Origin of the sequence: Neoaquamicrobium sediminum, assembly GCF_013240295.1 — a bacterium.
GTDB lineage: Bacteria > Pseudomonadota > Alphaproteobacteria > Rhizobiales > Rhizobiaceae > Aerobium > Aerobium sediminum.
On record NZ_JABETK010000001.1, the window covers coordinates 2037115 to 2062538 of the forward strand.

Sequence of the window (25424 nt, forward strand, 5' to 3'; positions counted from 1 at the left end):
GGGCCGAAGGAGGAGCTGGGAACGCGGCCGTCTTCGGCATCATATCTCTATGCCTTGCCGCAATCGCGAGCCTCAACCTTGACGATCCACGCAGGAACTACCGCATGCTGGCCGTCGCGGGCATCGTTGCCGGTCTGCTTGCGGTCGTTCTGTCGCTGACGCGAGGGGTGGCCATCGTGGCTATCGGCGTGCTGATCGTCATCGTCATCTATGCGCCGCGTCAGCGGTTGACCAATGCTACGCGGGTGGCTTGGCTTGGCCTTGCCGTCGCCGTCGCCGCCGCGCTCTATGGCGCGGCCGACCTTATCGCCGACCGCCTGTTGCTTACCGTCGAAGAGCTCAACAGCGTGGTCTCCGGCGAAAACTCGGCCAATATCGGCGAGCGGTTGCGTCTGTGGATCGCGGGATGGAGTGCAATAGGCGAGTCGCCGCTTTGGGGTCACGGCATCCAGAATCGCATGGCGAAGGTTTCCGAGCTGCTGCTGCGCGACGGCTTGCCTGTCCAGCATTATAGCCACGCCCACAATGCATTTATCACCTTTGCGATTGACGGCGGAATCGTCGTCCTTGGCGCGGTGATTGCGGTGCTGATCGTGCCGGTCTTCGTTGCGTGGCGCGCCCCGCGGGACATACGTCACCGCAAGCGCTTTTTCCTGGCGTTGCAGGTCAGCCTTATATTCGGTCTGTGCGGCCTGACCCAGATCATGTTCAAGCACGACATCATGGATGCCTTCTACATCTTCTCCGCCATTCTGGTGGCAGCCAGCATTACGGATATGCGGGTGCGAGACGGTGCTAAGGCCCCGATGCCGTCCGAGGACTGAACTCAGTTCGCCTGCCGCCCGGCCATGTATGCCGCAAGGCGTCTGCTGGTATCGTCGGCCGGCTGCCACCCCGTCGCTGCCAATCGATCCGGTGAGACTACCAGCGGTCCGGACAGCCGCTGCCATAGGTCGCGCCGCCCGACCATTGCCGACAGACCCGCAAGCAGAGGCTCGGAAACCGTGAAAATGCCAGGGCTCCGCCCGTTCCCCTCGCGCATGGTGGCAACGATCCCGGCTAATGTGAGTGGACTGCTGTCGCTGACGATGTAGTTGCCGTCGGCGACCGGGTTCGACAGACAATGTAGGACCGCCGCGCCGAGCCGTTCGACGTCGAGCAAGGATCTGCGAGCCTGGATCCCGCCGAGCGGAAGCGGAAAGGGTGTATGTGCGAGGCGAAGCAGGCCGGCAAGCCCGCCGCGCATGCCTTCACCATAGACCGCGACCGGTCGGAACGTAACGAGCTGTCGGCTGTCGGCGGCGAAGATTTCAGCGAGCTTCTCCTCCGCCTCGAGCTTCGAACGCCCGTAGTCGTCACTGGGCCGGGCAGGGGAACTCTCGGTCAGCACTTCCGGGGATGTCGGGCCAGTGATGGCGCGGATCGACGAGAGAAAGACAAATCGCCCAGGCACATGGCGCCGAGCCGCCTTTGCGAGTTGAACTGAAAGATCGACATTGGCGACGCGATAGTCGTCGTATCCCAAACCGGCCGATGCATCCGCAATGCCGGCACAATGGACGACGTGGTCGACGCCGGAAACAAGCTGATCCCATGCTCCGGCGCCGTCTTTTGCGGCCGGCATCAGCGCCCGGTCTTCCTGCGGCAGGTCGAACTGATCGGGGTTCCGCGAGGCGGCGCGTACCTGATAGCCGCCGCTTCGCAGATGCGCTGTCACGGCACGTCCGATGAAGCCGCTGGCCCCGGTGACAAGCACCTTCTCGGACCGGTCTCCGCTCATTTTTCCGTATATCTGAACAGAACCTCGACGGCGGCCTTGCGGTCCGCGTTCGCCACGGCGCCGCTCAGTTCGGCCAGCATGTCGGGAACGGTATCGCCACTGCCGTTCATCCTGTGCGCGCGCAGGATCTTCGAGTGAGCGGTCGGTGTCACACCCTCGGGATTGTAGAAAAGCTCCTCATGGAGCTTTTCGCCCTCGCGCATGCCGATTGTGACGATCTCGATATCGCCCTCGGGATTGCGCGCATCGCGCACACTGAGGCCCGCAAGGGCAATCATATCCTCGGCAAGATCCCGGATGCGGATCGGATCGCCCATCTCCAGGAGCAGGATGTCGCCGCTCTCGGAGAGCGCGCCCGCCTGCACGATCAATTCCGCCGCCTCGCGCACGGACATGAAATAGCGGGTCATCTTCTCGTCGGTGATCGTCACCGGGCCGCCATTGGCGATCTGTTCCTTGAATAGCGGGATCACGGACCCGCTGGATCCGATCACATTGCCGAAGCGGACGCAGGCGAAATTCCGTTCATAGGGCTTATCCAGCGTCCTCACGCCATGATAGCGGACGATTTTCTCCGCCCAGCGCTTCGTCGCGCCCATGACGCTCGCCGGGCGCACCGCCTTGTCCGACGAGATCAGGATAAAGTTGCGGACGCCGCAATCAGTTGCCGCCCTAGCCAGCGATTCCGTGCCGAGCACGTTGTTGCGGATGCCTTCGAGGCTGTTCTGCTCCACGAGATGAACATGCTTGTAGGCGGCGCAATGATAGATCGTCTCGATGTCGTTCTCGCGGATGATGCGACGAACAAGGTCGCCATCCGTAATCGAGCCGAGCACCGTCACCAGCGGGAAGAGCGCCTCGCGCTGCAACTCCCGGCCTATCTGGTAAAGGCCGTGTTCGTTGGTATCCAGCAGAACCAGTCGTGCCGGCTTGAGCTGCGCTATGATGCGGCAGAGAGCCGAGCCGATGGAGCCTGCCGCACCCGTCACCATCAGCGACCGCCCCTCGATCATGCCTCGCAGCAGCGCCGGGTCGGCCGGCACCTGCGAGCGGCCGAGCAGGTCGTCTATGTCGATGTCGCGAACACGGCTGACGATATATTTGCCTTCCGCCAGGTCGACGATGGACGGCAGGATCCTGATGTTGACGGGGGCAGTGCCGATCTCGGCAATCAGTTCACGACCGTCCTGCCCCGCAAGGGTCGGCGTGGTGACGATGATTTCCTCGACGCCGATATTCGTCACCAGGCGCTTCAGTTCGCTAGGCGCGTAGACGCGGATGCCGAGCACGTCGAGGCCATGCAGCGAGGCATCCTTGCCGATGAAGCCGATGACCTCGCGCTCGCCCGCCGAACGTAACGCTCCTGCGAGCTGCGTCGCGGCATCGCCTGTGCCGTAGATCAGCGTCTTGGTCAGCCCCTTGCTCGCGCGGCTGGTCCGCCAGATCAACCACTTGGCGCCGAAACGGCTGCCCGTGATCGTCAGGATCGAAAGGACCCAGAACACCGCGGGGATGCTGCGGGGAACGCCAGGTGCCCCGGTCATGGCCGTCAGGAACGCGAGTGCGACCCAGCTCAGCACAGCCAGCGTCACGACCTGCATGATGGTCCATACGGCGCGGTCGGGAAGATATTTCAGCACCGCTCGATAAAGGCCCATGCGCGCGAAAATGGGTATCGCAAGGGCTGGAGCTGCGAGGATGATGAAGACCTGAGAGGGGTTTGGCCGGAAAGGCTCGCCAAAGCGCAGCGAGAAGCTGAGCCAGCACAGAAACGTCAAGGCGACCGCATCGAAGAGGATCAGCACCCAGCGCTTGCGGTTGCGCGAGCTTCGCGAAATCCGATCCCGCAGGCGGTTCAGCGCTGGCGATACGGCAAACATCTTCATGCCCGGGCTTCAGCTACTCGTATCGCGTTCTGATCACGCCGTTCAACCATCCCCAAGGACGGCCAGGCACTTGCCACCTCGATAAAGACGGCAACTCCTTGCTCAAGTCGCGCACCCACCGTCACGCCCCCGAAAGCCTTGAAATTGTGCGATGCCGCAGCGTTTCGCGATCATCTTCCTTGGCTTCCTCCACCTCGCCAGATAGCCAATTCACAACAGGAAGGCAACAACGGCGGTCCAGGCAGCGTCGGGCTGCTGTACGGGCCTGTGCTATATGCATCATTGCTGCTATGGCGAGACGATGAAGGAAGCCGCAGTTCAGATGGACCAGCCCGCTCTCGTCAAGCGCATGTTCGACCTCGCTCTGGCACTGCCGGGTCTTGTGGTCGCGGCGCCGATCGTGCTGGTGGCGATGGCGTTGATCCGTGCAACATCGCAGGGACCTGCAATCTTCGCCCAGGAACGGGTCGGCCGGCACGAGCAGCCATTCCGCTGCTATAAGTTGCGGACGATGTATGTGAACACACCGCATGTAGCTACACATGAGGTCGCCGTTTCCGCCATCACACCGCTCGGCGCGTTTCTCCGGCGCTTCAAGATCGACGAATTGCCTCAACTTTGGAATGTGGTGATCGGGCAGATGAGCATGGTCGGCCCGCGCCCGTGCCTTCCTGGACAGGAAGAACTGGTCCGCCATCGCAGGACGCTGGGGATCTTTTCACTCAGGCCAGGCATTACCGGCCTCGCCCAGGTGCGCGGCATCGACATGTCCAATCCGCAACGCTGCGCGGAGACCGATGCTGAATACATGCACGCGATTTCGTTGCGCGAAGACCTGCGGCTGATCGTGCGCACGATCCTTTAAGTCACCGCCATATTTATGGTTAGCATCTCGTTAAGCCTTCCGGTGCAGAATTCACCCTGCATCAATCTGCGTACGGAGAGCTCTACCGGTGGTAGTACGGGAGGGGCGGGGCGCACCCGAGACGACTGAAGCGGCGAGCAGTAGCGGCGGGCCCGGCGAAAACGCCGGGACGGATGCCGTTGCGCTCCTTTCGCTGGAGGCTGACTGGTTCTGGGAGACCGATGCGCAGCACCGGATCACCCATCTGTCGGAAGGCTATCGCGAGGCGACCGGTATCGATCCGGCTCGTGTACTTGGCCGGTCGAGGCTCGATCGCTGCTTGAAGGTACTCGGGCGGACGATCAACATGGCAGCCAGCTTGACGATCTGCGAGCCAAGCGGCCGTTTGCGGGCTATGTCTATTTGATCCGCGACGCCGGCGGCAACCGGCGATTGCTTTCCATTTCAGGCGTGCCCAGGGCTGATACGGATGGGACTTTCGTCGGCTACCGGGGGTAGGACGCAATGTGACCGCATTGGCTGAAACGCTGGGCGGCGCGACCCCACCCGGCGGAGCCGATTCGGCTCTGGATGCCGCGCGTGTGGAGGCCGAGCAGGCACGAAGCCGTATGCAGGCTGCCATCGACGCGCTGAGCGACGGCTTTGTCATATGGGACAAGTCCGACCGGCTGCTGGCGTTCAACACAGCGTTTGCAAGGCAGTTTGCATTCCTACCCAATCTCCGGACTGGGCGCGGTTTTCGCGAATTGCTACTCGACTTCGCGCAGACTGGAATTGTCGAAGAAGCGAAGGGACGCGAGGAGGCGTGGGTCGAGGAACTGGTCGTCAACCGCTCTGCGGAACTCGGGCAGGATATTGTCTTCCAGACCCATGACGGCCGCTGGATGCTGCGGCGCGACATCCTTGCCGAGAATGGCGACCGCGTCGGCATCCGCAAGGATATCACCGAATTCAAACGCCGCGAGGCTGAGCTCGATAAGGCGAAGAAGCAGGCTGAAACCCTGCTTGGCGACTTGCAGAGCACGCTCGACTCTCTGGATATGGGCGTGGTTCTGCTCGATCCAGAGCTCAACGCGGAGATGATCAACAAGGCCTTTTACGACATCTGGAAACTTACGCCGGACGATGTTTCCGTCGGGAGCCCGTTTCGTGCCCTTATGGACATCAACCGGCATACAGGGATTTACAAGGTCGCCGATCAGGAGTGGGAGGATTATGTCGCCTACCGTCTCGACGAGATCAGGGGCGAAGGGGTAGAGCCAAGGGAGTTCCAGCGTGGCGACGGCCAGACACTCATCTATTCGGTGACAATTCTTCCGGCGGCAAGCGACTTGTCTCCTATTTCGACATAACTGCGATCAAGGATCGTGAAGAACAGCTTGCCAAGGCGCTGGAGCAGGCGCGCCTGGCCGAGGCAGTCATCAACAGCGTTCCCAATCCGATCTTCGTCAAGGACGAAAAGCTCAATTTCGTAATGGTCAACGAAGCCTTCGCGGCGTTCCATGATGCGACGCCCGGCGAACTGATCGGACGGGGCGCCGCGGATATCGTTGGCGCCGACAATGCCGGATTGTTCGAAGATAGCGAAAAGCAGGTCTTGAGGACCGGCGAAATCTACGAAGTCCAGGAGGACTTCGACGTCTCGGGCAGCGAGGGCTCGCGGATCGTGCGCAAGAACCGGGTGCGCACCGCCAGCGGTCGCGACTACATCGCCGGCTCGATTTTCGACGTGACGGAGATGAAGCGGCGCGAGCGGGAGAGCCAGAAAGCGCGCGACTACCTCGCTGGTGTGCTGGAATCGTTCCCCGCCGGCGTCATCATCTATGACAGCAACGACCGGTTCGTGCTTGCCAACCGAATGCTGCAGGACATGCTTCCCGAACTGGTGCCGACGTGGCAGCGCGGGTGCACCTATCGCGAGGCCATCGAGCTCGGACACAGCTTCGGCTATTTCCGTGCGTGCGGCGATCCGGAGGTCGATGCTCTTTACGACAGCGACTACGAGGGATGGGTCGCAGGATACATGCGACGCCATGAGCTTCCGCATGCCGTCTTCGAGCGCCGGAACCCGGACGGGCGCTGGTATCAGGCGCTCGATACGCGGATGCCCGATGGATCGTTCATTGGCATCCGGCTCGACATCACCGATCTGAAGGATCGCGAAGCCGCGCTCAAGGCGAGCATGGAGCAGATCGAGCTTTTCAAGCATGTACTCGACGACTTGCCTGTTTCCACCTACGTGAAAACGGATGCGCTCGCGTTCGAATTCGTCAACAAGGCCTGGTGCGAGATCACCGGTGTTGCCAAGGAAGAGGCGCTTGGCAAGACGGACCGGGACTTCTTCGGCGAGGAGGGCGAGGGGTTCGCCGGTCGTGACCTGAAGGTGCTCGAATCCGGCATAATGGATGAGACCGAGGAAATGCTTACGCGGCGAGACGGCACGGTGCGCCAGCTTATCGCGAAGAAAAGCCGGCTTGTCGGGGGCAACGGCAAGGTTCACCTCATCGGGTCGAGCACCGACATCACCGAACTCAAGCAGCGCGAGGCCGAACTGCAGGAGGCGCAGCGCAAGGCCGTGCTGGCCGATCGCGCGAAATCCGAGTTTCTCGCCAATATGAGCCATGAGATCAGGACGCCCATGAATGGCGTGCTGGGCATGGCCGAACTGCTTGCCAAGTCCGACCTGGATTCGCGCCAGAAGACATTCACCGACATCATCGTGAAATCCGGCAATGCGCTGCTGACGATCATCAACGACATCCTCGACTTTTCCAAGATCGATGCCGGGCAGCTGGTGCTCGATCCCGCGCCGTTCCATCTGGCCGAAGCGATCGAGGATGTTGCGACGCTGGTTTCCGCACGCGCAAAGGAAAAGGATCTGGAGCTGATCGTGCGGGTGCAGCCGGGGCTGCATGATCATTACGTCGGCGATGTCGGCCGGATCCGTCAGATCATCACCAATCTGCTCGGTAATGCAGTCAAATTCACGGATTCGGGCCACGTGCTGGTCGATGTCACCGGCGAGGAAGCCGGTAACGATACGACGCTTCGCGTGTCGGTGACTGACACCGGTATCGGCATTCCGGAAGACAAGCTGGCTCAGGTTTTCGACAAATTCAGCCAGGTCGATGCGTCCTCGACCCGGCGGCATGAAGGCACCGGTCTGGGCCTCGCCATCACTTCGCGCCTCGTTGCGATGATGGACGGCGAGATGGGAGTGAACAGCAGGGAAGGCGAAGGTTCAACATTCTGGTTCACGATGATGCTGCCGCGGGCCGGAAAATCCGGAAAGGAAAGGGCCATGCCGATCGATGTTTCCGGGGCGAGGGTCCTCGTGATCGACGACAATGCGGTGAACCGGACGATTCTGCTTGAGCAGCTTGGAAGCTGGGGCTTCGACGCTTGCGCGGCTCAAAGCGGTCAGGAGGGCATCTCCGTGCTCAACGCCGTGGCGGGGTTGGGGCTGCACGTCGACTGCGTTGTTCTCGACTACCAGATGCCTGGCATGACCGGGGGCGACGTCGCCCGCGTGATCAGGGCAACGCCGCAGATCGCCGGAACGCCTATCGTGATGCTGACGTCGGTCGACCAGTCGCTCGGTCAGGCGACATACCGCAGCCTCGACATAGACGCACATCTCATCAAACCCGCCCGGTCGTCTGCATTGCTTGAAGCGCTCGTGTCGGCGATCCAGAAATTTCGGGGACACGCCCCAGATCCGGCAGCAGAGGCAGCTCCTGCGCCTGCACTGGAAGCAGCGGTCCCCGCCGTGGCGGCCCCGCGGCCCGAACTGCGCATCGCGCGCCGACCCGCAACTGGTGAACACCGCATCGACATTCTCGTTGCCGAAGACAACGAGGTGAACCAGCTCGTCTTCACCCAGATACTCGGTGAAACCGGCCATAGCTACGAGATCGTCAGCAATGGCAAGCAGGCAGTCGAAGGCTATCGCACCCTGAAGCCGTCCATGATCCTCATGGACGTCTCCATGCCCGAAATGAACGGCCTGGAAGCCACGGCCAAGATCCGGGAGCTCGAGGCCTTGTCGGGCGAGCATGTGCCGATCATCGGCGTGACCGCACATGCGCTCAAGGGTGACCGCGAACGTTGCCTCGAAGCCGGCATGGACGACTATCTTTCCAAGCCGATCAGCCCCAAGACATTGATGCAGAAGATCGAGCGCTGGATGGGCGGAACGCTCCAGGCGGGTCATCTGGCCGGATAAATCCTTCGTCGGCTATCCGGCGGCGGCGTTCTTACATTTTTCGAGCTTTCCGCGCGGCGGTCGGGGTTTAATCCGACTGACGCAAAACTGTCATCCGACTGTCATACAGGGCCGTTATTGCCACTCCCGACGCGTCAAGGCGTCCAACCGAATTCCGAGCAGGAGTAGGCCCTATGAATAAATTCTTCCTCACGGCGTCGGCGGCTTCGATCGCTGTTGCCGCATCGGTCGGCGTTGCTGCGGCGCAGTCCCGCGACACGATCCAGATCGCCGGTTCATCCACCGTTCTTCCCTTTGCCAGCATCGTGGCAGAAGAGTTCGGCAACGCGTTTCCCGAGTTCAAGACCCCTGTCGTCGGCTCCGGCGGTTCGTCGGGCGGCCTTCGTCAGTTCTGTGGCGGCGTCGGCGAAAACACCATCGACATCGCCAACGCGTCGCGCCGCATCCGCGCCGGCGAGATCGAGGCCTGCAACGCCGCCGGCGTCAAGGACATCCGTGAAGTCATGATCGGCTATGACGGCATCGTGTTCGCCACCGGCGCCGACAAGGAAGACTTCGCGCTCGAGCCGGTCCACGTCTTCAAGGCGATCGCCGCCAAGGTGCCGGTCGACGGCGAGCTGGTCGACAACCCCTACACCACCTGGAACGAAGTCGACGAGTCGCTGCCGAACCAGCCGATCGCCGTCGCGATCCCGGCTTCCAACCACGGCACCCGCGAAGTCTTCGAAGAGCGCGTCGTTCACGAAGGCTGCGAGAATGCCGGCATGCCGGAAATGGAAAAAGAGGCTCTCGAGGCTGCCTGCCTCGCGCTGCGCCAGGATGTCGTGGTCGAGATCGCCGGTGACTACACCGAGACGCTGGCCCGCCTGCAGGCCAATCCGGACACAATCGGCGTGTTCGGTCTGAGCTTCTACGACCAGAACCGCGACTCGCTCAAGGTTGCGACCATGTCCGGCGTGACCCCGTCGCTCGAGACCATCGCCGCCGGCGAGTATCCGGTTTCGCGTCCGCTGTTCTTCTACGTGAAGGGCGAGCACATCGGCGTCATCCCCGGTATCGAGGAATATGTCGAGTTCTTCTTGTCCGACCAAATGGCGGGCCTCGGCGGCACGCTTGAAAGCGCCGGCATGATCCCGGCTCCGGCCGAAGAGACCGCTGAGGTTCTCGCCGCGTTCCGCGAGGGCAAGTCCCTTACGGCTGCCGACCTGCAGTAGAGCCTGCAATGGGCGGGGCGCTTCCATGGCGCCTCGCCCTTTCAGCCTTTCGATGATGTCTGGGGCACGAATCCGGTGAATACAGCTCTCGTTGCCGCCCTGCTGCTTGTGTTGCTTGGCTTCGCCTACCAGATGGGCTGGTCGCGCAGCCGATCGCTCGTCACGGGTGGAAGCAAACTCCATTCGCGCCCCTCCTACCACGGCTCCCTCGCAGCCATATGGGCCTTGCTGCCCGCCCTCCTCATTCTCGGTCTGTGGGCGCTGCTCGGCACCACTGCCACACGGGCATACATCATTGCCCAACTGCCGCCCGAGATCGCATCGCTGACCGGAGCAGACCTTGCAGGCGCGATTGCGCGCATCCGCCAGATCGAGACCGGCTTCGGTGTGCTTGGCGAAACCGCGCCGTGGGAAAATGCCGCGGCGCAGGCGCTGCGCGAATTCCGGTTGCTCACCTATGCCGTGGTGCTTGCCGCCGCAGCGGGTACCGGCGCGCTTGGCCTCTTCATGGCGCGGCGGCGCATTACCGCGCGGCTCCGCGCCCGCAACGAGGTCGAGGGTGTCGTCCGTGTGCTGCTGATCGGCTGTTCCGTGGTCGCCATCCTGACGACAGTCGGCATCGTTGCCTCGCTGCTTTCAGAGGCGATCCGCTTCTTCACCTTCGTCAGCCCGGTCGACTTCTTCTTCGGCACGGTGTGGAATCCGCGCTTTTCTTCCGTGGGTTCGGGTTCCGGCGACTACGGGCTGCTGCCGCTGCTCTGGGGTACGCTGATGGTTGCGACCATCGCGATGATCGTCGCGCTGCCCATCGGCCTGATGACCGCGATCTACCTGTCGCAATACGCACCGCCAAAGGTGCGCAGCACGGTCAAGCCGATTGTCGAGGTTTTGGCGGGCATTCCCACCATCGTCTACGGCTTCTTCGCGCTGGTGACGGTCGGTCCGTTCCTGGCTGCCATCGGCAACACGCTCGGCATCGATATTCGCGCCACCAGTGCGCTGACGGCCGGCGTGGTGATGGGCATCATGATCATCCCGTTCATCTCGTCGCTGTCCGACGACGTGATCCGGCAGGTGCCGCGCGCCATGCGAGACGGCTCGCTGGGGCTCGGCGCGACGCAGTCGGAGACCATCAAGCGGGTGATCCTGCCCGCAGCGCTGCCCGGCATCGTCGGCGCGTTCCTGCTGGCAGTCAGCCGCGCCATCGGCGAGACCATGATCGTGGTGCTTGCGGCCGGCAACAGTCCCTATCTTCGCCTCAATCCCGGCGAGCCGGTTTCGACCGTCACCGTCACCATCGTCAATCAGCTCACCGGCGATACCGATTTCGCGTCGCCGCAGTCGCTCGTCGCATTCGCACTCGGGCTGACGCTGTTTGCGATGACGCTCGTCCTCAACGTTGTCGCGCTCTACATCGTGCGCCGCTATCGGGAGCAGTACGAATAGCCATGGCCGACATCATCTCCCGTCCGACCGCTCCGGCTGACGACGCCGACGCAATCCGCCTGAAGAAGATCAAGGACGGACTGACCCGCCGGCACGCCCGGGAACGCCGCTTCCGTGCCTATGGCGTCGCGGCCATCGTCGCAGCTATCGGCTTCGTCGTGATCCTCTTCTCGATGATCCTCTACAAGGGGCTGCCGGCATTCACCCAGGCCGAACTGTCCCTCAACGTCTATTTCGATCCCGAAGTGCTCTCCGCTGACGAGCCGCCGGTTCAGGGAGAGGGACAATCCGCCGCCGAGTACCAGCGTGCGGTGCTTGGCTGGCAGCGCCAGGTCACCATGCTGAACTGGAACCGGCTGATCGAAGCAGCGATTATCGAAGCCGCTCCCGACGCGCAGGTCGACACGCGCTCGGCGCTCTCCATCGTGGAAACCAGTGAGCGCTTCGTTCTGCGCGACATGTTCGTCGAGAACCCCGGCCTGCTCGGGCAGACAATACCTGTTTCGCTGCTCGCATCCGCCAATGCCGATAACTGGCTGAAGGGTAATATCGACCGCTCGCTGCCTGACAGCCAGCAGCAGCTTTCGGCCGATGCGCGCGCGCTGGCCGACCGGCTGCTTGAAGAAGGCAAGATCCGCTTCGCCTTTGCAGGGCACATCTTCACGAATGTGGATTCGCGCTCGGCGCCGGCATCGGCCGGTCTCGCGGGCGCCTTCGTCGGTTCGCTCTACATGATGCTGGTCGTCATCGTGCTGGCGGTGCCGATCGGCGTGATGAGCGCGGTCTATCTGGAGGAATTCGCGCCCAAGAACCGGCTTACGGACCTGATCGAGGTCAACATCAACAACCTCGCAGCCGTGCCGTCTATCGTGTTCGGTCTTCTGGGCGCCGCCGTCTTCATCAACTATTTCCGGCTGCCGCTGTCGGCGCTGGCCGCTGGTTGGCGGCCTGGTTCTGACGCTGATGACGCTTCCGACGATCATCATCGCTACGCGTTCGGCCCTGCGTGCCGTGCCGCCGTCGTTGCGACAGGCAGCACTCGGCCTCGGTGCGTCGAAGACGCAAACCGTGTTCCACCACGTTCTGCCGGTCACCTATCCTGGCATCCTGACGGCCACCATCATCGGTGTCGCGCAGGCGCTGGGTGAAACGGCACCGCTGCTTCTGATCGGCATGAACGCATTCGTTGCACAGATACCCGGGACGCCCATGGACCAGTCCTCTGCGCTGCCGGTCCAGATCTATCTCTGGCAGGGCAATGAAAACCGCAACTTCTTCGAAGCGCGCACGTCGGCCGCGATCATCGTTCTGCTAGGGCTGATGCTGACGCTCAACGCCATCGCGATCTTCCTGCGGTCGAGACTGGAGAGACGAAATTGAACGAACATCTGGAAGCGGAGGCCAAGGAAATGCAGATGCCATCCGAGAAGATTGTCGCCAGCACGGACCTCTATTCGATGAAGTCGTCCACGATCCGGACTCCGGATGCCGAGGCACGCCCCGTCCGGGTCAAGGCGCGCGAAGTCTGCGTCTTCTACGGCCCCAAGCAGGCGCTGTTCGACGTGTCGATCGACATTCCCGAAAAGGCCGTCACCGCCTTCATCGGCCCTTCGGGTTGCGGCAAGTCGACGTTTCTGCGCTGCCTCAACCGCATGAACGACACCATCGAAGGCGCGCGCGTCACCGGCCGCATCGAACTGGACGGTGACGACGTCTATGACGCCAGCCTCGACGTCGTGGAACTGCGCGCGCGTGTCGGCATGGTGTTCCAGAAGCCCAACCCCTTCCCGAAGTCGATCTATGAAAACATCGCCTACGGGCCGCGTATCCATGGCCTCGCCGCCTCCAAGGCGGAGATGGACGGAATCGTCGAATCGAGCCTGCAGAAGGCAAGCCTCTGGGACGAGGTGAAGGATCGTCTGCAGGAACCTGGCACTGGTCTTTCGGGCGGCCAGCAGCAGCGCCTGTGCATCGCGCGCGCCATCGCCGTGTCGCCGGAAGTGATCCTCATGGATGAGCCGTGCTCCGCGCTCGATCCGATCGCGACCGCCAAGATCGAGGAACTGATCGACGAACTGCGCGAGAACTACACGATCGCCATCGTCACGCACTCGATGCAGCAGGCCGCGCGCGTCTCGCAGCGCACCGCCTTCTTCCATCTCGGCAATCTCGTCGAGGAAGGCCCGACTGACCAGATATTCACCAGCCCCGCCGAAAAGCGGACGCAGGACTACATCACCGGCCGCTTCGGCTGACGATCCCGGAAGAGCCCGAGGAGGCAAACATGGGTGAGCACACGGTCACGTCGTTTGACGACGATCTCGGCCATATCGACCAGTTGATCCGCGATATGGGCGATCTCGCCGGCGCGATGGTCGCCGCCGCGACCCGGTCGCTGTTGCAGAACGACACCGCGCTGGCGCAGCGGGTGATTTCGGATGATGTGGTGATGGATGCCCGTCAGCGCGAACTGGATGACCGCGCGATCACGCTGATCGCCAAACGCCAGCCGATGGCGCAGGATCTGCGCTCGGTCGTCGGCGCGATCCGCATGGCGGCAGACCTGGAACGTATCGGCGACCTGGCCAAGAACATCGCCAAGCGCGTCAACGCGGTGGGCGAAGGCTCGGCGCCGCGCGGGCTTTCCCATTCCATTGACACGATGGCCCAGATGGTGATGGACCAGGTTGGCGCGGTGATCGCCGCCTATGAAGCGCGCGATGCGCAAAACCTGGTGAGCCTGCGCGAAGACGACGAGAAAATCGACGTGCAGTACACGGCCGTCTTCCGCGAGCTGCTCACCTACATGATGGAAGACCCGCGCAACATCACCGCCTGCACGCATCTGCTGTTCTGCGCCAAGAACCTGGAGCGCATCGGCGACCATGTGACGAACATCGCCGAAAACGCGTATTATATCGTGACCGGCCAGCAATTGCCGCTGAACAGACCGAAGCTGGACGAGACGTCTGTGACAGTCGACAGTGAGTGACCGCAGAGAGACCTGTAGATGATTGCACCCAAGATCATGGTGGTGGAGGACGAGGAGCCGTTGGGGGTGCTTCTCAAATACAACCTGGAAGCCGAAGGGTATCAGGTCGAGGTGATCGGCCGCGGCGACGAAGCGGAGATCAGGCTGCGGGAAAGCACACCCGACCTGCTGGTGCTCGACTGGATGGTGCCCGGCATTTCCGGGATCGAGCTGTGCCGGCGGCTGCGCATGCGCCCTGAGACCGAGCGCCTGCCGATCATCATGCTGACCGCGCGCGGCGAGGAAACGGACCGGGTGCGGGGCCTGTCGACCGGTTCCGACGACTATCTGGTCAAGCCGTTCTCGACGCCGGAGTTCATCGCCCGGGTCCGCGCGCTGCTGCGCCGCGCCAAGCCCGAGGTGCTTTCATCGGTGCTGAAGGTCGGCGACATCGTGCTCGACCGCGAGACGCATCGCGTGCATCGCGGCAAGTCCGAAATCAGGCTCGGCCCGACGGAGTTCCGCCTGCTGGAATTCATGATGCAGCATCCCGGCAGGGTCTTCTCGCGTGGGCAATTGCTCGACAATGTGTGGGGCGAGACGATCTACATCGACGAGCGCACCGTGGACGTGCATGTCGGCCGGCTGCGCAAGGCGGTCAACAATGGCCGTCTGCCCGACGTGATCCGTACCATACGCGGCGCGGGCTACGCGATCCGCGAGGCATAGCGGCAGATACTCCTGCGCTTCGGTTCCGCTTGCAGGCGGCAGGTGCGCCATGCTTTCCTGCCTTCACTGAGGGAGGAGCGGGCAGGGCCCGTAATCGGTGATGCGTTTTCTTGTCCATGTCGTGCTGATCGCGGCTGTTCTGGGTCTTGCGGGACCCGTCCGCGCGCAATCCGACGAGAGGGCCGTGGAAGTTGCACGGACCTGGTACCGGCTCACGCTCGAGCTGGTGCGCCATACGCCGACCTATTCGCCGCCCGTCGCCAGCCGGTCCCTGGCATATCTGGGCGTTGCCGCGCAGGAAGGGCTTGCCGGCGGGCGGCCGTCGACGCGCTCGTTTGCAGGCCAGCTCAACGGGCTCGAAGCCTTTCCTCCACGGTCCGAGGGCGTCTACGACAAGGCCGTCGTTCTGCAGAGCGCGCTCACGATCTCGACGCGCCACTTCTTCAGCAATACCGGGCCGACGGGCCAGCGGGCGATGGATGCCATCGGGAAGCGTCTCGACGCTCTGGTCTCGGAGGGCGCCGATGCGGACGTTCTTGCGCGGAGCCTTGCGTATGGGCGCGTGATTGCCAGCCATGTGATCGAATGGTCCGCCGACGATGGTGGGGCTGTCGTGGAGAACATGGGCTTTCCGCACGACTATGTTCTGACGAAGGGGCCACAACATTGGGTTCCCACCAGCCTCATCGCTCAGCAGCAGGCGCCTTTGCTGCCTAACTGGGGCACCAACCGCACGTTCGCCATGCCCGACGGCGCCACATGCGGCGTCCCGCCACCGCCCGATTACAGCGAGGAGCAAGGCAGCGCGTTCCATAACGAGGCCGTGGAAGTCTACGAAGCGGCCAAGGGGCTGACGCCGGAGCAGCGGGAGATCGCCCGGTTCTGGTCGGATGATCCGATGCTGTCGCCGACACCGCCCGGCCACTGGATTTCGATTGCGCTGCAACTGCTCGAAGCGGAAGGTGCGGATGCCGAGCGCACCGTCGACGTGCTCGCGCGGCTCGGCATCGTTCTCGCCGATTCCTTCATCGGATGCTGGGAAGCCAAATACCGCTACGATCTCGTGCGACCGGTGACGTATATCCGGCGTCACATCGACGCGAAATGGCAGCCCGACCTGATCACGCCGCCGTTTCCCGAGTATCCCAGCGGCCACAGCACGCAATCGGGCGCTGCGGCCATCGTGCTGGAGAATCTGTTTGGTGCGACGTTTGCCTTCGAAGACGAAACCCATGTCGATGACGGGCTGCCGCCCCGGCATTTCGAAAGCTTCCGAGAGGCGGCCGAGGAGGCAGCGATCTCGCGGCTCTATGGCGGGATCCATTATCGAGCTGCCATAGAGCGCGGGCTGGAGCAGGGCTACTGCATCGGCGCCTATACTAACGGGCTGGTGACGCGGGGATCGGAATGATGCGCCACGTCGTTTCAGCGCTCTTTCTTTCGGTCGGCATTTGCGTACCCGTGCTTGCCGCAGACGGACCGACCGTGCCGAATTTCGTCGAGGAGACGGCGACTGCCGGTGTCAACGCGGTTTACGAAGGTGACTGGGAATTCATGGTCGGCGGCGGTGTCGCGGCATTCGATTGCAGCGGAGACGGTTTTGCCGATCTCTATGTCGCCGGCGGCGCCGCGCCGGCCCATTTCTATCGCAATGTCAGCCACGTGGGCGGAACGCTGCGTTTCGAGCGCTTCGAGGCCGGCCTCGAACTTGAAGGCGTGACGGGCGCCTATCCGATCGACATCGACAGCGACGGCATCACCGACCTCGCAGTCCTGCGTGTCGGTGAAAACGTATTGATGCGCGGGCTTGGCGGATGTCGTTTCGAGCGTGCAAACGAGACCTGGGGTTTCGATGGCGGCGAGGCTTGGTCGACCGCTTTCGCCGCGACCTGGGAACGCGGGGCTTCCTGGCCGACGTTGGCTGTCGGCAATTACATTGATCGCAAGGAGGAAGGCTTTCCCTGGGGCTCCTGCACGGATAACTGGCTGCACCGTCCCGCCGCCGGCGCGAATCGGTTCGGCACGCCGCTTGCGCTGAAGCCCAGCTACTGCGCGCTTTCCATGCTCTTCACGGACTGGAACCGGTCGGGCACGCCGTCGCTGCGCGTCTCCAACGATCGCGAATATTACAAGGGCGGCCAGGAACAGCTCTGGCGCATCGAGCCGGGCGCAACGCCATTGCTGTACACGGTAGAGGAAGGCTGGGAGCGGCTGCGCATCTGGGGCATGGGCATCGCGTCCTACGATCTCGATGCCGACGGCTATCCCGAATATTTCCTCACCAGCATGGCCGACAACAAGCTGCAGGCGCTTGCCAGTGGCGAAGGTCCGTCACCGCGCCCACTTATGCCGACACCGCCTTCGCCAAGGGCGTGACGGCGCACCGCCCCTATATCGGTGACAATCTGCGGCCAAGCACGGCGTGGCACGCGCAGTTCGAGGACGTCAACAATGACGGCCTTGCGGACCTCTTCGTCGCGAAAGGCAATGTCGCGAAGATGCCTGATTTTGCCGAGGAGGACCCGAACAACCTCCTGCTGCAGCGGCCCGACGGCACGTTCGAGGAAGCCGGCGACCGGGCCGGCGTTGCCAGCACGAAGATAGGGCGTGGCGCGGCGTTGGCCGATTTCAACCTCGACGGGCTTCTAGATCTGGTGGTCGTCAACCGATGGCACACCGCTCAGACCTGGCGCAATGCGGGTGGCGAGACCGGGCGCTGGGTGCAGGTCCGGCTGGAGCAGGATGCGCCCAACCGCGACTCTCTCGGGGCCTGGATCGAGGTTCGCTGCGGCGACACGGTGTTGCGACACGAGGTGTCGTCAGGCGGTGGGCATGCCGGCGGCCAGAGCGGCTGGCATCATTTCGGGCTCGGAGACGAGGCGAAGGGCGAAATCCGCGTCATCTGGCCGGACGGCGACGAAGGCGCATGGCAGGATTTCGACGCCGACGGCTTCTATGTGCTGCGCCGCGGTGCTGCTCCAACAGCCTGGACGCCGGAATAGCTGGCGCGTTCTTCAGGCCACGGCCTTGCCGGCGGTCTCGACGGCGGTGCCTGCGGCGAAAATGTCCTGATCGACGAAGGTCAATGCCTGGCGTGCGCAGCCGTCACGTATCAGTGGCGTCTCGTCGGGTTCGAGATCGAACGAGATCGCGGCGTTATGCTGGCCGCCGGCGGTTTTCGAGATCGCGTCGCGCAGTGCCGGCTCGATCACGTCGAAGGCCGAGGATCCAAGCCCGACGATTGCCACCGGCGCGGGATCGAACAGGGCAAAGAGGCTGCCGAGGCCGAAGCCGATCGCCTCGCCAGCCTTGCGGAAGGCTTCGCGTTCGCGGCCATCGTGATCGCGTGCGGCAGCCGCCAGCGCCAGCATTGTCGCGTCGTCGATGTCGGCAGCAGGCTGGGCGTATTCGCTTTCGCCGCGCGCATGCCGGAATATGGCGTAGTTGCCCGCATAGGCCTCTATGCAGCCGCGCCGGCCGCAGCGGCACTGCGCGCCGTCTGGCACATGGATCATGTGGCCGAACTCGCCGCCCGAGGAGTGCGAGCCGGTAAAGAGCTCGCCGCGCAGCACCAGCCCCATGCCGATGCCGTTCGACAGGAGGATGGTGAAGAAGTTGTCGCGGTAGCGGTCGGGCGCACGGCCGCGCAAGGCCACGGCGATCATGTTGCAGTCGTTTTCCACGGTGACCGGAATGCCGAAGGCGGTTTCCAGCGCATCGGCGAATTGAATGTCGCTATGCGGCGTGATCGGCGACCACATCAGCTTGCGCGCCTCGGAATCGGTGATGCCCTGGATCGCAAGCGTCATGCGCAGCACCGGGCCGTGGTCCGGTTCCATGCGCGCCAGCAGCCTGCCAACGGCGGCGGTGACGGCTTCGACGAGGCCGCTGGCCGTCATCGTCAGCGTCGCGGGGCGCGAAATATCGTGTATGATCGCCTTGCCCGAATAGTCGATCAAGGAAGCGGAGAGCGAGTTGAGCGAGAGGGCGATGGCGACGACGGTGGCCGCGCGTGGGTTTAGGCCGAGCGCGACCTGCGGACGGCCGCGCTTCAGCGCTGCCGTTTCTCCATTCTTGGCCTGCGCCAGAATGCCTTCCTCGATGAGGTCGGCGGAGATCGTCGATATGGTGGAATTGCTGAGCCCGGTGACGGCGGCGATCTCTGTCCGCGATGGCTGTCCGGCACGCCGCACGGCGGCAATCACCATTGCGCGATTGCGGCGCCGAAGATCGTCGTGGCGTACGCCGACCGTCATGTTCCCATCCTCCCTGGTGCGCCGCCGGTCTAGCCGCCTTCCGGCAGCTTTGCCAGCACCGCGCGGAAGATATTGACACAGGGCTTCCGCTGAGTCATTATTTTTTTCGAGGCTCGAAAAAAGAGCTTCGCATCTGTTGTAGAGCAAGTGTCATCAAGCGCTCCAACGGGGCGCAGGGAGGAACATCATGAAGAGATTTGCAACCGCCATGCTGGCGGGCGTCGCCATGTCGCTCACGCTTTCTGCCGCGGCTCATGCCGAAGGCAAGATCATCGGCGTGTCGTGGTCGAACTTTCAGGAAGAGCGCTGGAAGACCGACGAAGCCGCGATGAAGGCAGCGATCGAAGGCGCCGGCAACACCTACATCTCGGCCGATGCGCAGTCGTCCGCCGCCAAGCAGCTTACCGACGTCGAGGCGCTGATCTCGCAGGGCGCCAACGCCCTCATCATCCTGGCGCAGGATGCCAGCGCAATCGGCCCCGCCGTCGAAAACGCAGTCGCGGAAGGCATCCCGGTCGTGGGCTATGACCGCCTGATCGAGAATGCCGACGCCTTCTACCTGACCTTCGACAACAAAGAAGTGGGCCGCATGCAGGCGCGCGCCGTGTTCGAAGTTGCGCCCGAAGGCAACTACGCGTTCATCAAGGGCTCGTCGGCCGATCCGAACGCCGACTTCCTGTTCTCCGGCCAGATGGAAGTTCTCAAGGAAGCGATCGACAGCGGCGCCATCAAGAATGTCGGCGAGGCCTACACGGATGGCTGGCTGCCGGCTAACGCACAGCGCAACATGGAACAGATCCTGACCCAGAACAACAACGAGGTCGACGCGGTCGTGGCGTCCAACGACGGCACCGCCGGCGGCGTGGTTGCTGCGCTCGAGGCACAGGGTCTTGCCGGTTCGGTGCCGGTTTCCGGCCAGGATGGCGACCATGCCGCGCTGAACCGCGTTGCGCTCGGAACCCAGACCGTTTCGGTCTGGAAGGATGCGCGTGAACTCGGCAAGGCTGCGGCGGAGATCGCCAACCAGCTTTCCGACGGCACCGCGATGGATGCGGTGGAAGGCGCAATGAAGTGGTCCGACGGCCCGAATGGCGTCGAGATGAACGCGATCTTCCTGTCGCCCAACCCGATCACGCGCGACAACCTCAATGAGGTCATCGATGCGGGCTGGGTCTCCAAGGATGTCGTCTGCCAGGGCGTTGCCGCCGGCACCGTGGCTGCCTGCGACTGAGCGCGGCTGACTGCCCTCGCAAACGCCGCGGTTTGACGAGAACCGCGGCGTTTCATTGCTGAATTTGCCGGCGCCGGTTTCCGCGCTCCGGATGGGAGGACGACAATGTCGGATGCAACAACGCATGCGCCGGCTGACAAGGCACGGGCCAGCGAGCTTGGCCCTGTCGCACGCTTTCTCAAGGCAACGGAACTCGATACACGCATGCTGGGCATGATCGGGGCGCTGCTGCTGATCTGGATCGTGTTCCATCTGCTGTCCGGGGGCTTTTCCTGACCCCGCGCAATCTTTGGAACCTGTCGGTTCAGTCGTCATCCATTGCGGTGATGGCAACCGGCATGGTGCTGGTCATCGTGACCCGAAACATAGACCTTTCGGTCGGTTCCGTCCTCGGCTTCGCCGGTATGATCATGGGCGTGACACAGGCGGAAGTACTGCCCAGCCTCATCGGTTTCGGCCATCCGGCGATGTGGTTGCTGGCCGCCCTTGTCGGCCTTGCGGTCGGTGTTGCCGTCGGCGCGCTGCACGGGTTCATCATTGCCTATCTCGGCGTTCCGGCCTTCATTGTCACGCTGGGTGGATTGCTCGTTTGGCGCGGCGCGGCCTGGTGGGTGACCAGCGGGCGAACCGTCGCGCCCATGGACGCCACGTTCCGCCTTATGGGTGGTGGACCGGATGGCGCGATCGGCGCGATGTGGAGCTGGATCGTCGGCCTCGTAGCCTGCGCCGCCGTCGTCCTGATGCTGATTGGCGGGCGTACCCAGCGGCGGCGTTTCAACTTTCCGCTGCGCCCGGTCTGGGCGGAGGTGTTTCTTGCCGTGGTCGCCTGCGGTCTGATCCTTGCGGCCGTGATGGTCGCCAATTCCTATCCATGGCCGGTCGGCATCGTGCGCCGATATTATGAGGCGCTTGGCGAAAGCGTGCCGGAGAATGCGTTCATTGCGCATGGCATCGCCATTCCGGTTCTGATCGCGCTCGGCGTCGGCATCATCATGACATTCGTTGCCACGCGCACCCGCTTCGGCCGCTATGTCTTCGCCATCGGTGGCAATCCGGAAGCCGCCATGCTTGCCGGCATCAACACACGCTGGGTGACGATGAAAATCTTCATGGTGATGGGCGCGCTCGCTGCCATCGCGGCCATGATCTCGACCGCACGCCTCAACGCCGCCACCAACGCTCAGGGCACGCTCGACGAGCTGCTGACGATCGCCGCGGCTGTCATCGGCGGCACCTCGCTGTCGGGCGGCGTCGGCACGATCGCGGGAGCGATGATCGGCGCGGTGCTGATGCAGTCACTCGCCTCGGGCATGATCCTGCTCGGTGTCGACACGCCGCTGCAGAACATTGTCGTCGGTTTGGCGCTTGTCGTGGCCGTGTGGCTCGACACCGTCTATCGCCGTCGCGTGCAGTAAGGGAGGATGACCATGGCAAGCCAGGCACCGCTCGTCGAGATGAAGAACATCTCGATCTCTTTCGGCGGCATTCATGCCGTCGACGACGCCTCGATCGACCTCCACGCAGGTGAGGTTGTCGCATTGCTCGGCCACAACGGCGCCGGCAAGTCGACGCTGATCAAGATCCTCTCGGGCGCATACAAACGCGACGAGGGGCGGATTTTCGTCAATGGCGAGGAAGCCTCGATCCACAATCCGCGCGACGCAAAGAAATACGGCATCGAGACGATCTACCAGACGCTGGCTCTGGCCGACAATGTCGACGCCGCCGCCAACCTGTTCCTCGGTCGCGAACTGCGCACGCCATGGGGCACGCTCGACGACGTTGCGATGGAGTCCGAAACGCGCAAGGTGATGGGGCGGCTCAATCCGCGTTTCCAGCGTTTCAAGGAGCCGGTCATCAAGCTCTCGGGCGGTCAGCGGCAGTCTGTGGCCATTGCGCGCGCCATCCACTTCAACGCACGCATTCTGATCATGGATGAGCCGACGGCGGCGCTCGGTCCACAGGAGACCGCCCAGGTCGGCGAACTGGTCAAGCAGCTCAAGGCCGACGGCATCGGTATCTTCCTCATCAGCCACGACATCCACGACGTGTTCGATCTCGCTGATCGTGTTTGCGTGATGAAGAACGGGCAGGTGGTTGGTACCGCTCGGACGGAAGACGTCACCAAGGACGAGGTGCTGGGCATGATCATCCTCGGCAAGTGCCCTCCTGGTGCAACGCCCGGCCCCGGCGCGATGCGCGAGGCGGCCTGACAGTTCTGCCAATCGTCGGCGCAAACTAAAAGGGACCCTCGCGGGTCCCTTTTCGTCTGGCGAGATGCCGAGCGACTAGCAGCGGTCGGTGTAGACCTGGCCGTACTGATCGCGGTAGCGGCAATAGCCCGGGCGATCGGCAACCCGACCGATCAGATAGCCGCTGGCGCCGCCAATGGCCGCACCCGCAAGGGCGCCGCCTACACGGCCGGTCGCGAGACCGCCGACAGCAGCACCAACCGCCGCGCCGCCAACTGCCGTCTGTTCGGCCGTCGTGCAGCCGGTTGCAGCAAGGCCAGCCACAAGCGCGGCCGCCAACATAACTTTCTTCATACCTGCCTCCATTGTTGCAATCACCCTTCCGCTGGCACCATGCCGCCAGCTTGTGGCCTTATCAAGTCCCCACTTGGGATGCATCCGCGCCACATGATTGCGTCGGGATTTGACCACAAGGAAACTTGCGAAAGGCGAAAGGGTTCCCGACAAGCCGGAACGGCCCGTCGAAAGCCTTCATATTTTGACAATGCGTCGGGCGCTAGAGTCCAGGGATCGGCGAAGAGGCATATGAATGAAGGGCGCGGCAAGGCTCGAAGCATTCCTTGAGATGATGAGCGCGGAGCGTGGAGCGAGCGCCAACACGCTCGAGGCCTATCGGCGCGATCTCGAAGACGCCGCTGGCTTTGTCGACGGGGGCTTGCATCGGCGAACGCCGACGATATCCGGCGCTGGCTCGACGATGTCGCTGCGCGCGGTTTCGCGCGATCCTCGCAGGCGCGGAAGCTTTCCGCCGTGCGTCAGTTCTTCAAGTTCCTCTACGTCGAGGGCATGCGCACCGACGATCCAACAGGCATCGTCGACACCCCTAGGAAGGAGCGGCCGCTTCCCAAGACAATGGGAGAAGACGCGGTCACGCGTCTGCTCGAACGGGCCGAGACTGACAGGCAAATGGCGGAGAACGACGCGGACAGGCTCGCTGCGTGCCGCCTGCATGCGCTTGTCGAAACGCTTTATGCGACTGGATTGCGCGTGTCCGAACTGGTGTCGCTGCCTCTCACCGTGGCCTTGCGTGACGAGCGCTTCTTTGTCGTGCGGGGCAAGGGCGGCAAGGAAAGAATGGTTCCGCTGTCGCAAAAGGCCCGTGCGGCGCTGCGAGACTGGCTGGAGATTCGTGCGCAATATGCGTCTTTCAAGGATAGTCCGTTCCTTTTCCCGGCGACTTCAGAGAGCGGGCATCTGCCCAGGCAGGTTTTCGCGCGCGAATTGAAGGGACTGGCGAGCCGGGCCGGGGTGCCGGCCGCCAAGGTGTCGCCGCATGTGCTGCGGCATGCTTTCGCCAGCCATCTTTTGCAGAACGGCGCCGATCTGCGCGCCGTACAGCAGCTTCTCGGCCACGCGGACATCTCCACGACCCAGATTTACACTCATGTGCTTGAAAACCGGCTGGTTGAGCTCGTAAGCCAGCATCATCCGCTTGCCGAGTAGCGCTCGGATCGTTATGTGAAGCCCCCAACAGCGCATTTTTCGCGCCTTTCGACCGCTCAATCACCTCCAGATACAGTAGGGCGAATGTTCAACTATCTCGATTTCGAAAAACCGGTTGCCGACCTCGAAGGCAAGATTCTCGAGCTCAAGAAGCTCTCAGAGAGTGGCGAGTCGGTGGATGTCGGAGATGAGATCGCGCGGCTGGAGAAGCGATCCCAGGAAGCCCTGCGCGAAGCCTACAGGCAGTTGACGCCCTGGCAGAAGGTGCAGGTCGCGCGTCACCCCGACCGGCCGCATTGCCTGGATTATGTGCAGGGCCTGTTCACGGACTTCACCCCGCTTGCAGGTGACCGGGCGTTCGGCGAGGACAATGCGGTCATCGCCGGGTTCGCGCGGTTCCAGGGTGAGGCGGTTGCCTTGCTGGGGCTCGAGAAGGGCAACGACACGCAGACCCGCATCAAACATAATTTCGGCAGTGCGCGCCCCGAAGGCTACCGCAAGGCGGTGCGCGTCATGGAAATGGCGGACCGTTTCGGCATCCCGGTAGTCAGCTTGGTCGATACGGCCGGCGCCTATCCGGGCATCGGCGCGGAGGAGCGCGGCCAGGCGGAAGCCATTGCACGGTCGACCTCGGCCTGCCTGTCGCTGCGCTCGCCCAACATTTCGGTCATCATCGGCGAAGGCGGCTCCGGCGGCGCGATCGCGATCGCCGTGGCCAACCATGTCTATATGCTCGAGCACTCCATCTATTCGGTGATTTCGCCGGAAGGTGCGGCCTCCATTCTCTGGCGCGATACGACGCGCTCCAAGGATGCCGCGACCAACATGAAGATCACGGCGCAGGATCTTCTGGAGCTCAAGATCATCGACGGCGTGATCGCGGAGCCGCTGGGCGGTGCGCACCGTGGCACAGACGCGGTCATCAAGGCCACCGGCGAACAGATAGCCAAGGGGTTTGAGGACCTTTCCGGTGCGAATATGGACTATCGCGAGCACCGTCGCGAAAAGTTCCTTGCGATGGGCCGTACGCTCTAGCGGGCAATTGCACCACCGTTTTGCCACAAAATCGCCGCGTCTGTACTTTCAATGAAAGTGACGCTGCATTGCTTTCGCCGGGTGCGAAAGG

At 63.1% G+C, this 25424-nt stretch carries 20 protein-coding genes and 3 pseudogenes; 19 read left to right on the plus strand and 4 right to left on the minus strand.

Going from position 1 to position 25424, the window contains the following annotated elements:
* Positions 1-104 precede the first annotated feature (104 nt).
* Positions 105-824, plus strand: a complete 720-nt coding sequence (locus HK436_RS09950; protein ID WP_173189277.1) for an O-antigen ligase family protein — start codon at positions 105-107, stop codon at positions 822-824.
* Positions 825-826: 2 nt separating this feature from the next.
* Here the strand turns inward: HK436_RS09950 and HK436_RS09955 are convergent, their stop codons facing one another.
* Entirely contained in the window at positions 827-1780 is a 954-nt protein-coding gene (locus HK436_RS09955; RefSeq protein ID WP_173189279.1) for an NAD-dependent epimerase/dehydratase family protein, read from the minus strand.
* Entirely contained in the window at positions 1777-3660 is a 1884-nt protein-coding gene (locus tag HK436_RS09960) for a polysaccharide biosynthesis protein (RefSeq protein WP_173190085.1), read from the minus strand. Before HK436_RS09960 ends, HK436_RS09955 begins: the two co-directional genes overlap by 4 nt.
* Before the next feature lie 307 nt (positions 3661-3967).
* On the opposite strand from HK436_RS09960, the gene HK436_RS09965 reads away from it, so the two are divergent.
* The 13 genes and pseudogenes from HK436_RS09965 (at position 3968) to HK436_RS31295 (ending at position 18118) form a co-directional block, all read left to right on the plus strand.
* On the plus strand, positions 3968-4531 hold the full coding sequence (locus HK436_RS09965) for a sugar transferase (protein WP_244648641.1): 564 nt from the start codon (positions 3968-3970) through the stop codon (positions 4529-4531).
* An 88-nt stretch (positions 4532-4619) separates the two neighbouring features.
* Positions 4620-4937 carry a PAS domain-containing protein gene (locus HK436_RS09970; RefSeq protein ID WP_173189281.1) on the plus strand — a complete coding sequence of 106 codons (318 nt, stop codon included), beginning with the start codon at positions 4620-4622 and terminating at the stop codon, positions 4935-4937.
* A gap of 100 nt (positions 4938-5037) precedes the next feature.
* Positions 5038-5883, plus strand: coding sequence for a PAS-domain containing protein (locus tag HK436_RS31285; protein WP_312860536.1), 846 nt, complete (start codon positions 5038-5040; stop codon positions 5881-5883).
* A gap of 89 nt (positions 5884-5972) precedes the next feature.
* Entirely contained in the window at positions 5973-8756 is a 2784-nt protein-coding gene (locus HK436_RS09975) for a response regulator (RefSeq protein WP_312860579.1), read from the plus strand.
* Between the two features lie 173 nt (positions 8757-8929).
* Entirely contained in the window at positions 8930-9970 is a 1041-nt protein-coding gene (locus HK436_RS09980) for a substrate-binding domain-containing protein (RefSeq protein WP_173189283.1), read from the plus strand.
* A gap of 75 nt (positions 9971-10045) precedes the next feature.
* Entirely contained in the window at positions 10046-11416 is a 1371-nt protein-coding gene (gene pstC, locus HK436_RS09985) for a phosphate ABC transporter permease subunit PstC (RefSeq protein WP_173189285.1), read from the plus strand.
* A gap of 2 nt (positions 11417-11418) precedes the next feature.
* Positions 11419-12796: pseudogene (gene pstA / locus HK436_RS09990) on the plus strand (phosphate ABC transporter permease PstA).
* A gap of 29 nt (positions 12797-12825) precedes the next feature.
* Entirely contained in the window at positions 12826-13671 is an 846-nt protein-coding gene (gene pstB, locus HK436_RS09995) for a phosphate ABC transporter ATP-binding protein PstB (protein WP_376769156.1), read from the plus strand.
* Positions 13672-13700: 29 nt separating this feature from the next.
* Entirely contained in the window at positions 13701-14408 is a 708-nt protein-coding gene (gene phoU / locus HK436_RS10000) for a phosphate signaling complex protein PhoU (protein WP_173189287.1), read from the plus strand.
* Positions 14409-14426: 18 nt separating this feature from the next.
* On the plus strand, positions 14427-15116 hold the full coding sequence (gene phoB, locus HK436_RS10005) for a phosphate regulon transcriptional regulator PhoB (protein WP_194248456.1): 690 nt from the start codon (positions 14427-14429) through the stop codon (positions 15114-15116).
* 100 nt (positions 15117-15216) lie between these two features.
* Positions 15217-16527, plus strand: coding sequence for a vanadium-dependent haloperoxidase (locus tag HK436_RS10010; protein WP_173190093.1), 1311 nt, complete (start codon positions 15217-15219; stop codon positions 16525-16527).
* Positions 16524-17492, plus strand: coding sequence for an FG-GAP repeat domain-containing protein (locus HK436_RS31290; protein WP_244648643.1), 969 nt, complete (start codon positions 16524-16526; stop codon positions 17490-17492). The genes HK436_RS10010 and HK436_RS31290 overlap by 4 nt, the downstream gene beginning before the upstream one ends.
* Positions 17489-18118 (plus strand): CRTAC1 family protein, encoded by a 630-nt coding sequence (locus HK436_RS31295; protein ID WP_312860537.1) that lies wholly within the window; start codon positions 17489-17491, stop codon positions 18116-18118. The genes HK436_RS31290 and HK436_RS31295 overlap by 4 nt, the downstream gene beginning before the upstream one ends.
* A gap of 12 nt (positions 18119-18130) precedes the next feature.
* Here the strand turns inward: HK436_RS31295 and HK436_RS10020 are convergent, their stop codons facing one another.
* A complete protein-coding gene (locus tag HK436_RS10020) occupies positions 18131-19372 on the minus strand; it encodes an ROK family protein (RefSeq protein WP_173189289.1) in 1242 nt (413 codons plus the stop codon).
* Positions 19373-19559: 187 nt separating this feature from the next.
* On the opposite strand from HK436_RS10020, the gene xylF reads away from it, so the two are divergent.
* From xylF to HK436_RS10035, 3 genes and pseudogenes are all read left to right on the plus strand, one after another.
* Positions 19560-20603 (plus strand): D-xylose ABC transporter substrate-binding protein, encoded by a 1044-nt coding sequence (gene xylF, locus HK436_RS10025; protein ID WP_173189291.1) that lies wholly within the window; start codon positions 19560-19562, stop codon positions 20601-20603.
* 105 nt (positions 20604-20708) lie between these two features.
* Positions 20709-22018 (plus strand): annotated as a pseudogene (locus tag HK436_RS10030) (sugar ABC transporter permease).
* Positions 22019-22030: 12 nt separating this feature from the next.
* Complete coding sequence (locus HK436_RS10035; protein ID WP_173189293.1) at positions 22031-22816, plus strand: ATP-binding cassette domain-containing protein; 786 nt, start codon at positions 22031-22033, stop codon at positions 22814-22816.
* Between the two features lie 75 nt (positions 22817-22891).
* On the opposite strand, the gene HK436_RS10040 is transcribed toward HK436_RS10035, so the two are convergent.
* Positions 22892-23149 carry a YMGG-like glycine zipper-containing protein gene (locus tag HK436_RS10040; protein ID WP_173189295.1) on the minus strand — a complete coding sequence of 86 codons (258 nt, stop codon included), beginning with the start codon at positions 23147-23149 and terminating at the stop codon, positions 22892-22894.
* Positions 23150-23384: 235 nt separating this feature from the next.
* Here HK436_RS10040 and HK436_RS10045 point away from each other — a divergent pair.
* Together HK436_RS10045 and HK436_RS10050 are read left to right on the plus strand one after the other, a co-directional pair.
* A pseudogene (locus HK436_RS10045) lies at positions 23385-24298 on the plus strand (site-specific tyrosine recombinase XerD).
* An 84-nt stretch (positions 24299-24382) separates the two neighbouring features.
* A complete protein-coding gene (locus HK436_RS10050; RefSeq protein ID WP_173189297.1) occupies positions 24383-25333 on the plus strand; it encodes an acetyl-CoA carboxylase carboxyltransferase subunit alpha in 951 nt (316 codons plus the stop codon).
* The last annotated feature ends 91 nt before the right edge of the window (positions 25334-25424 follow it).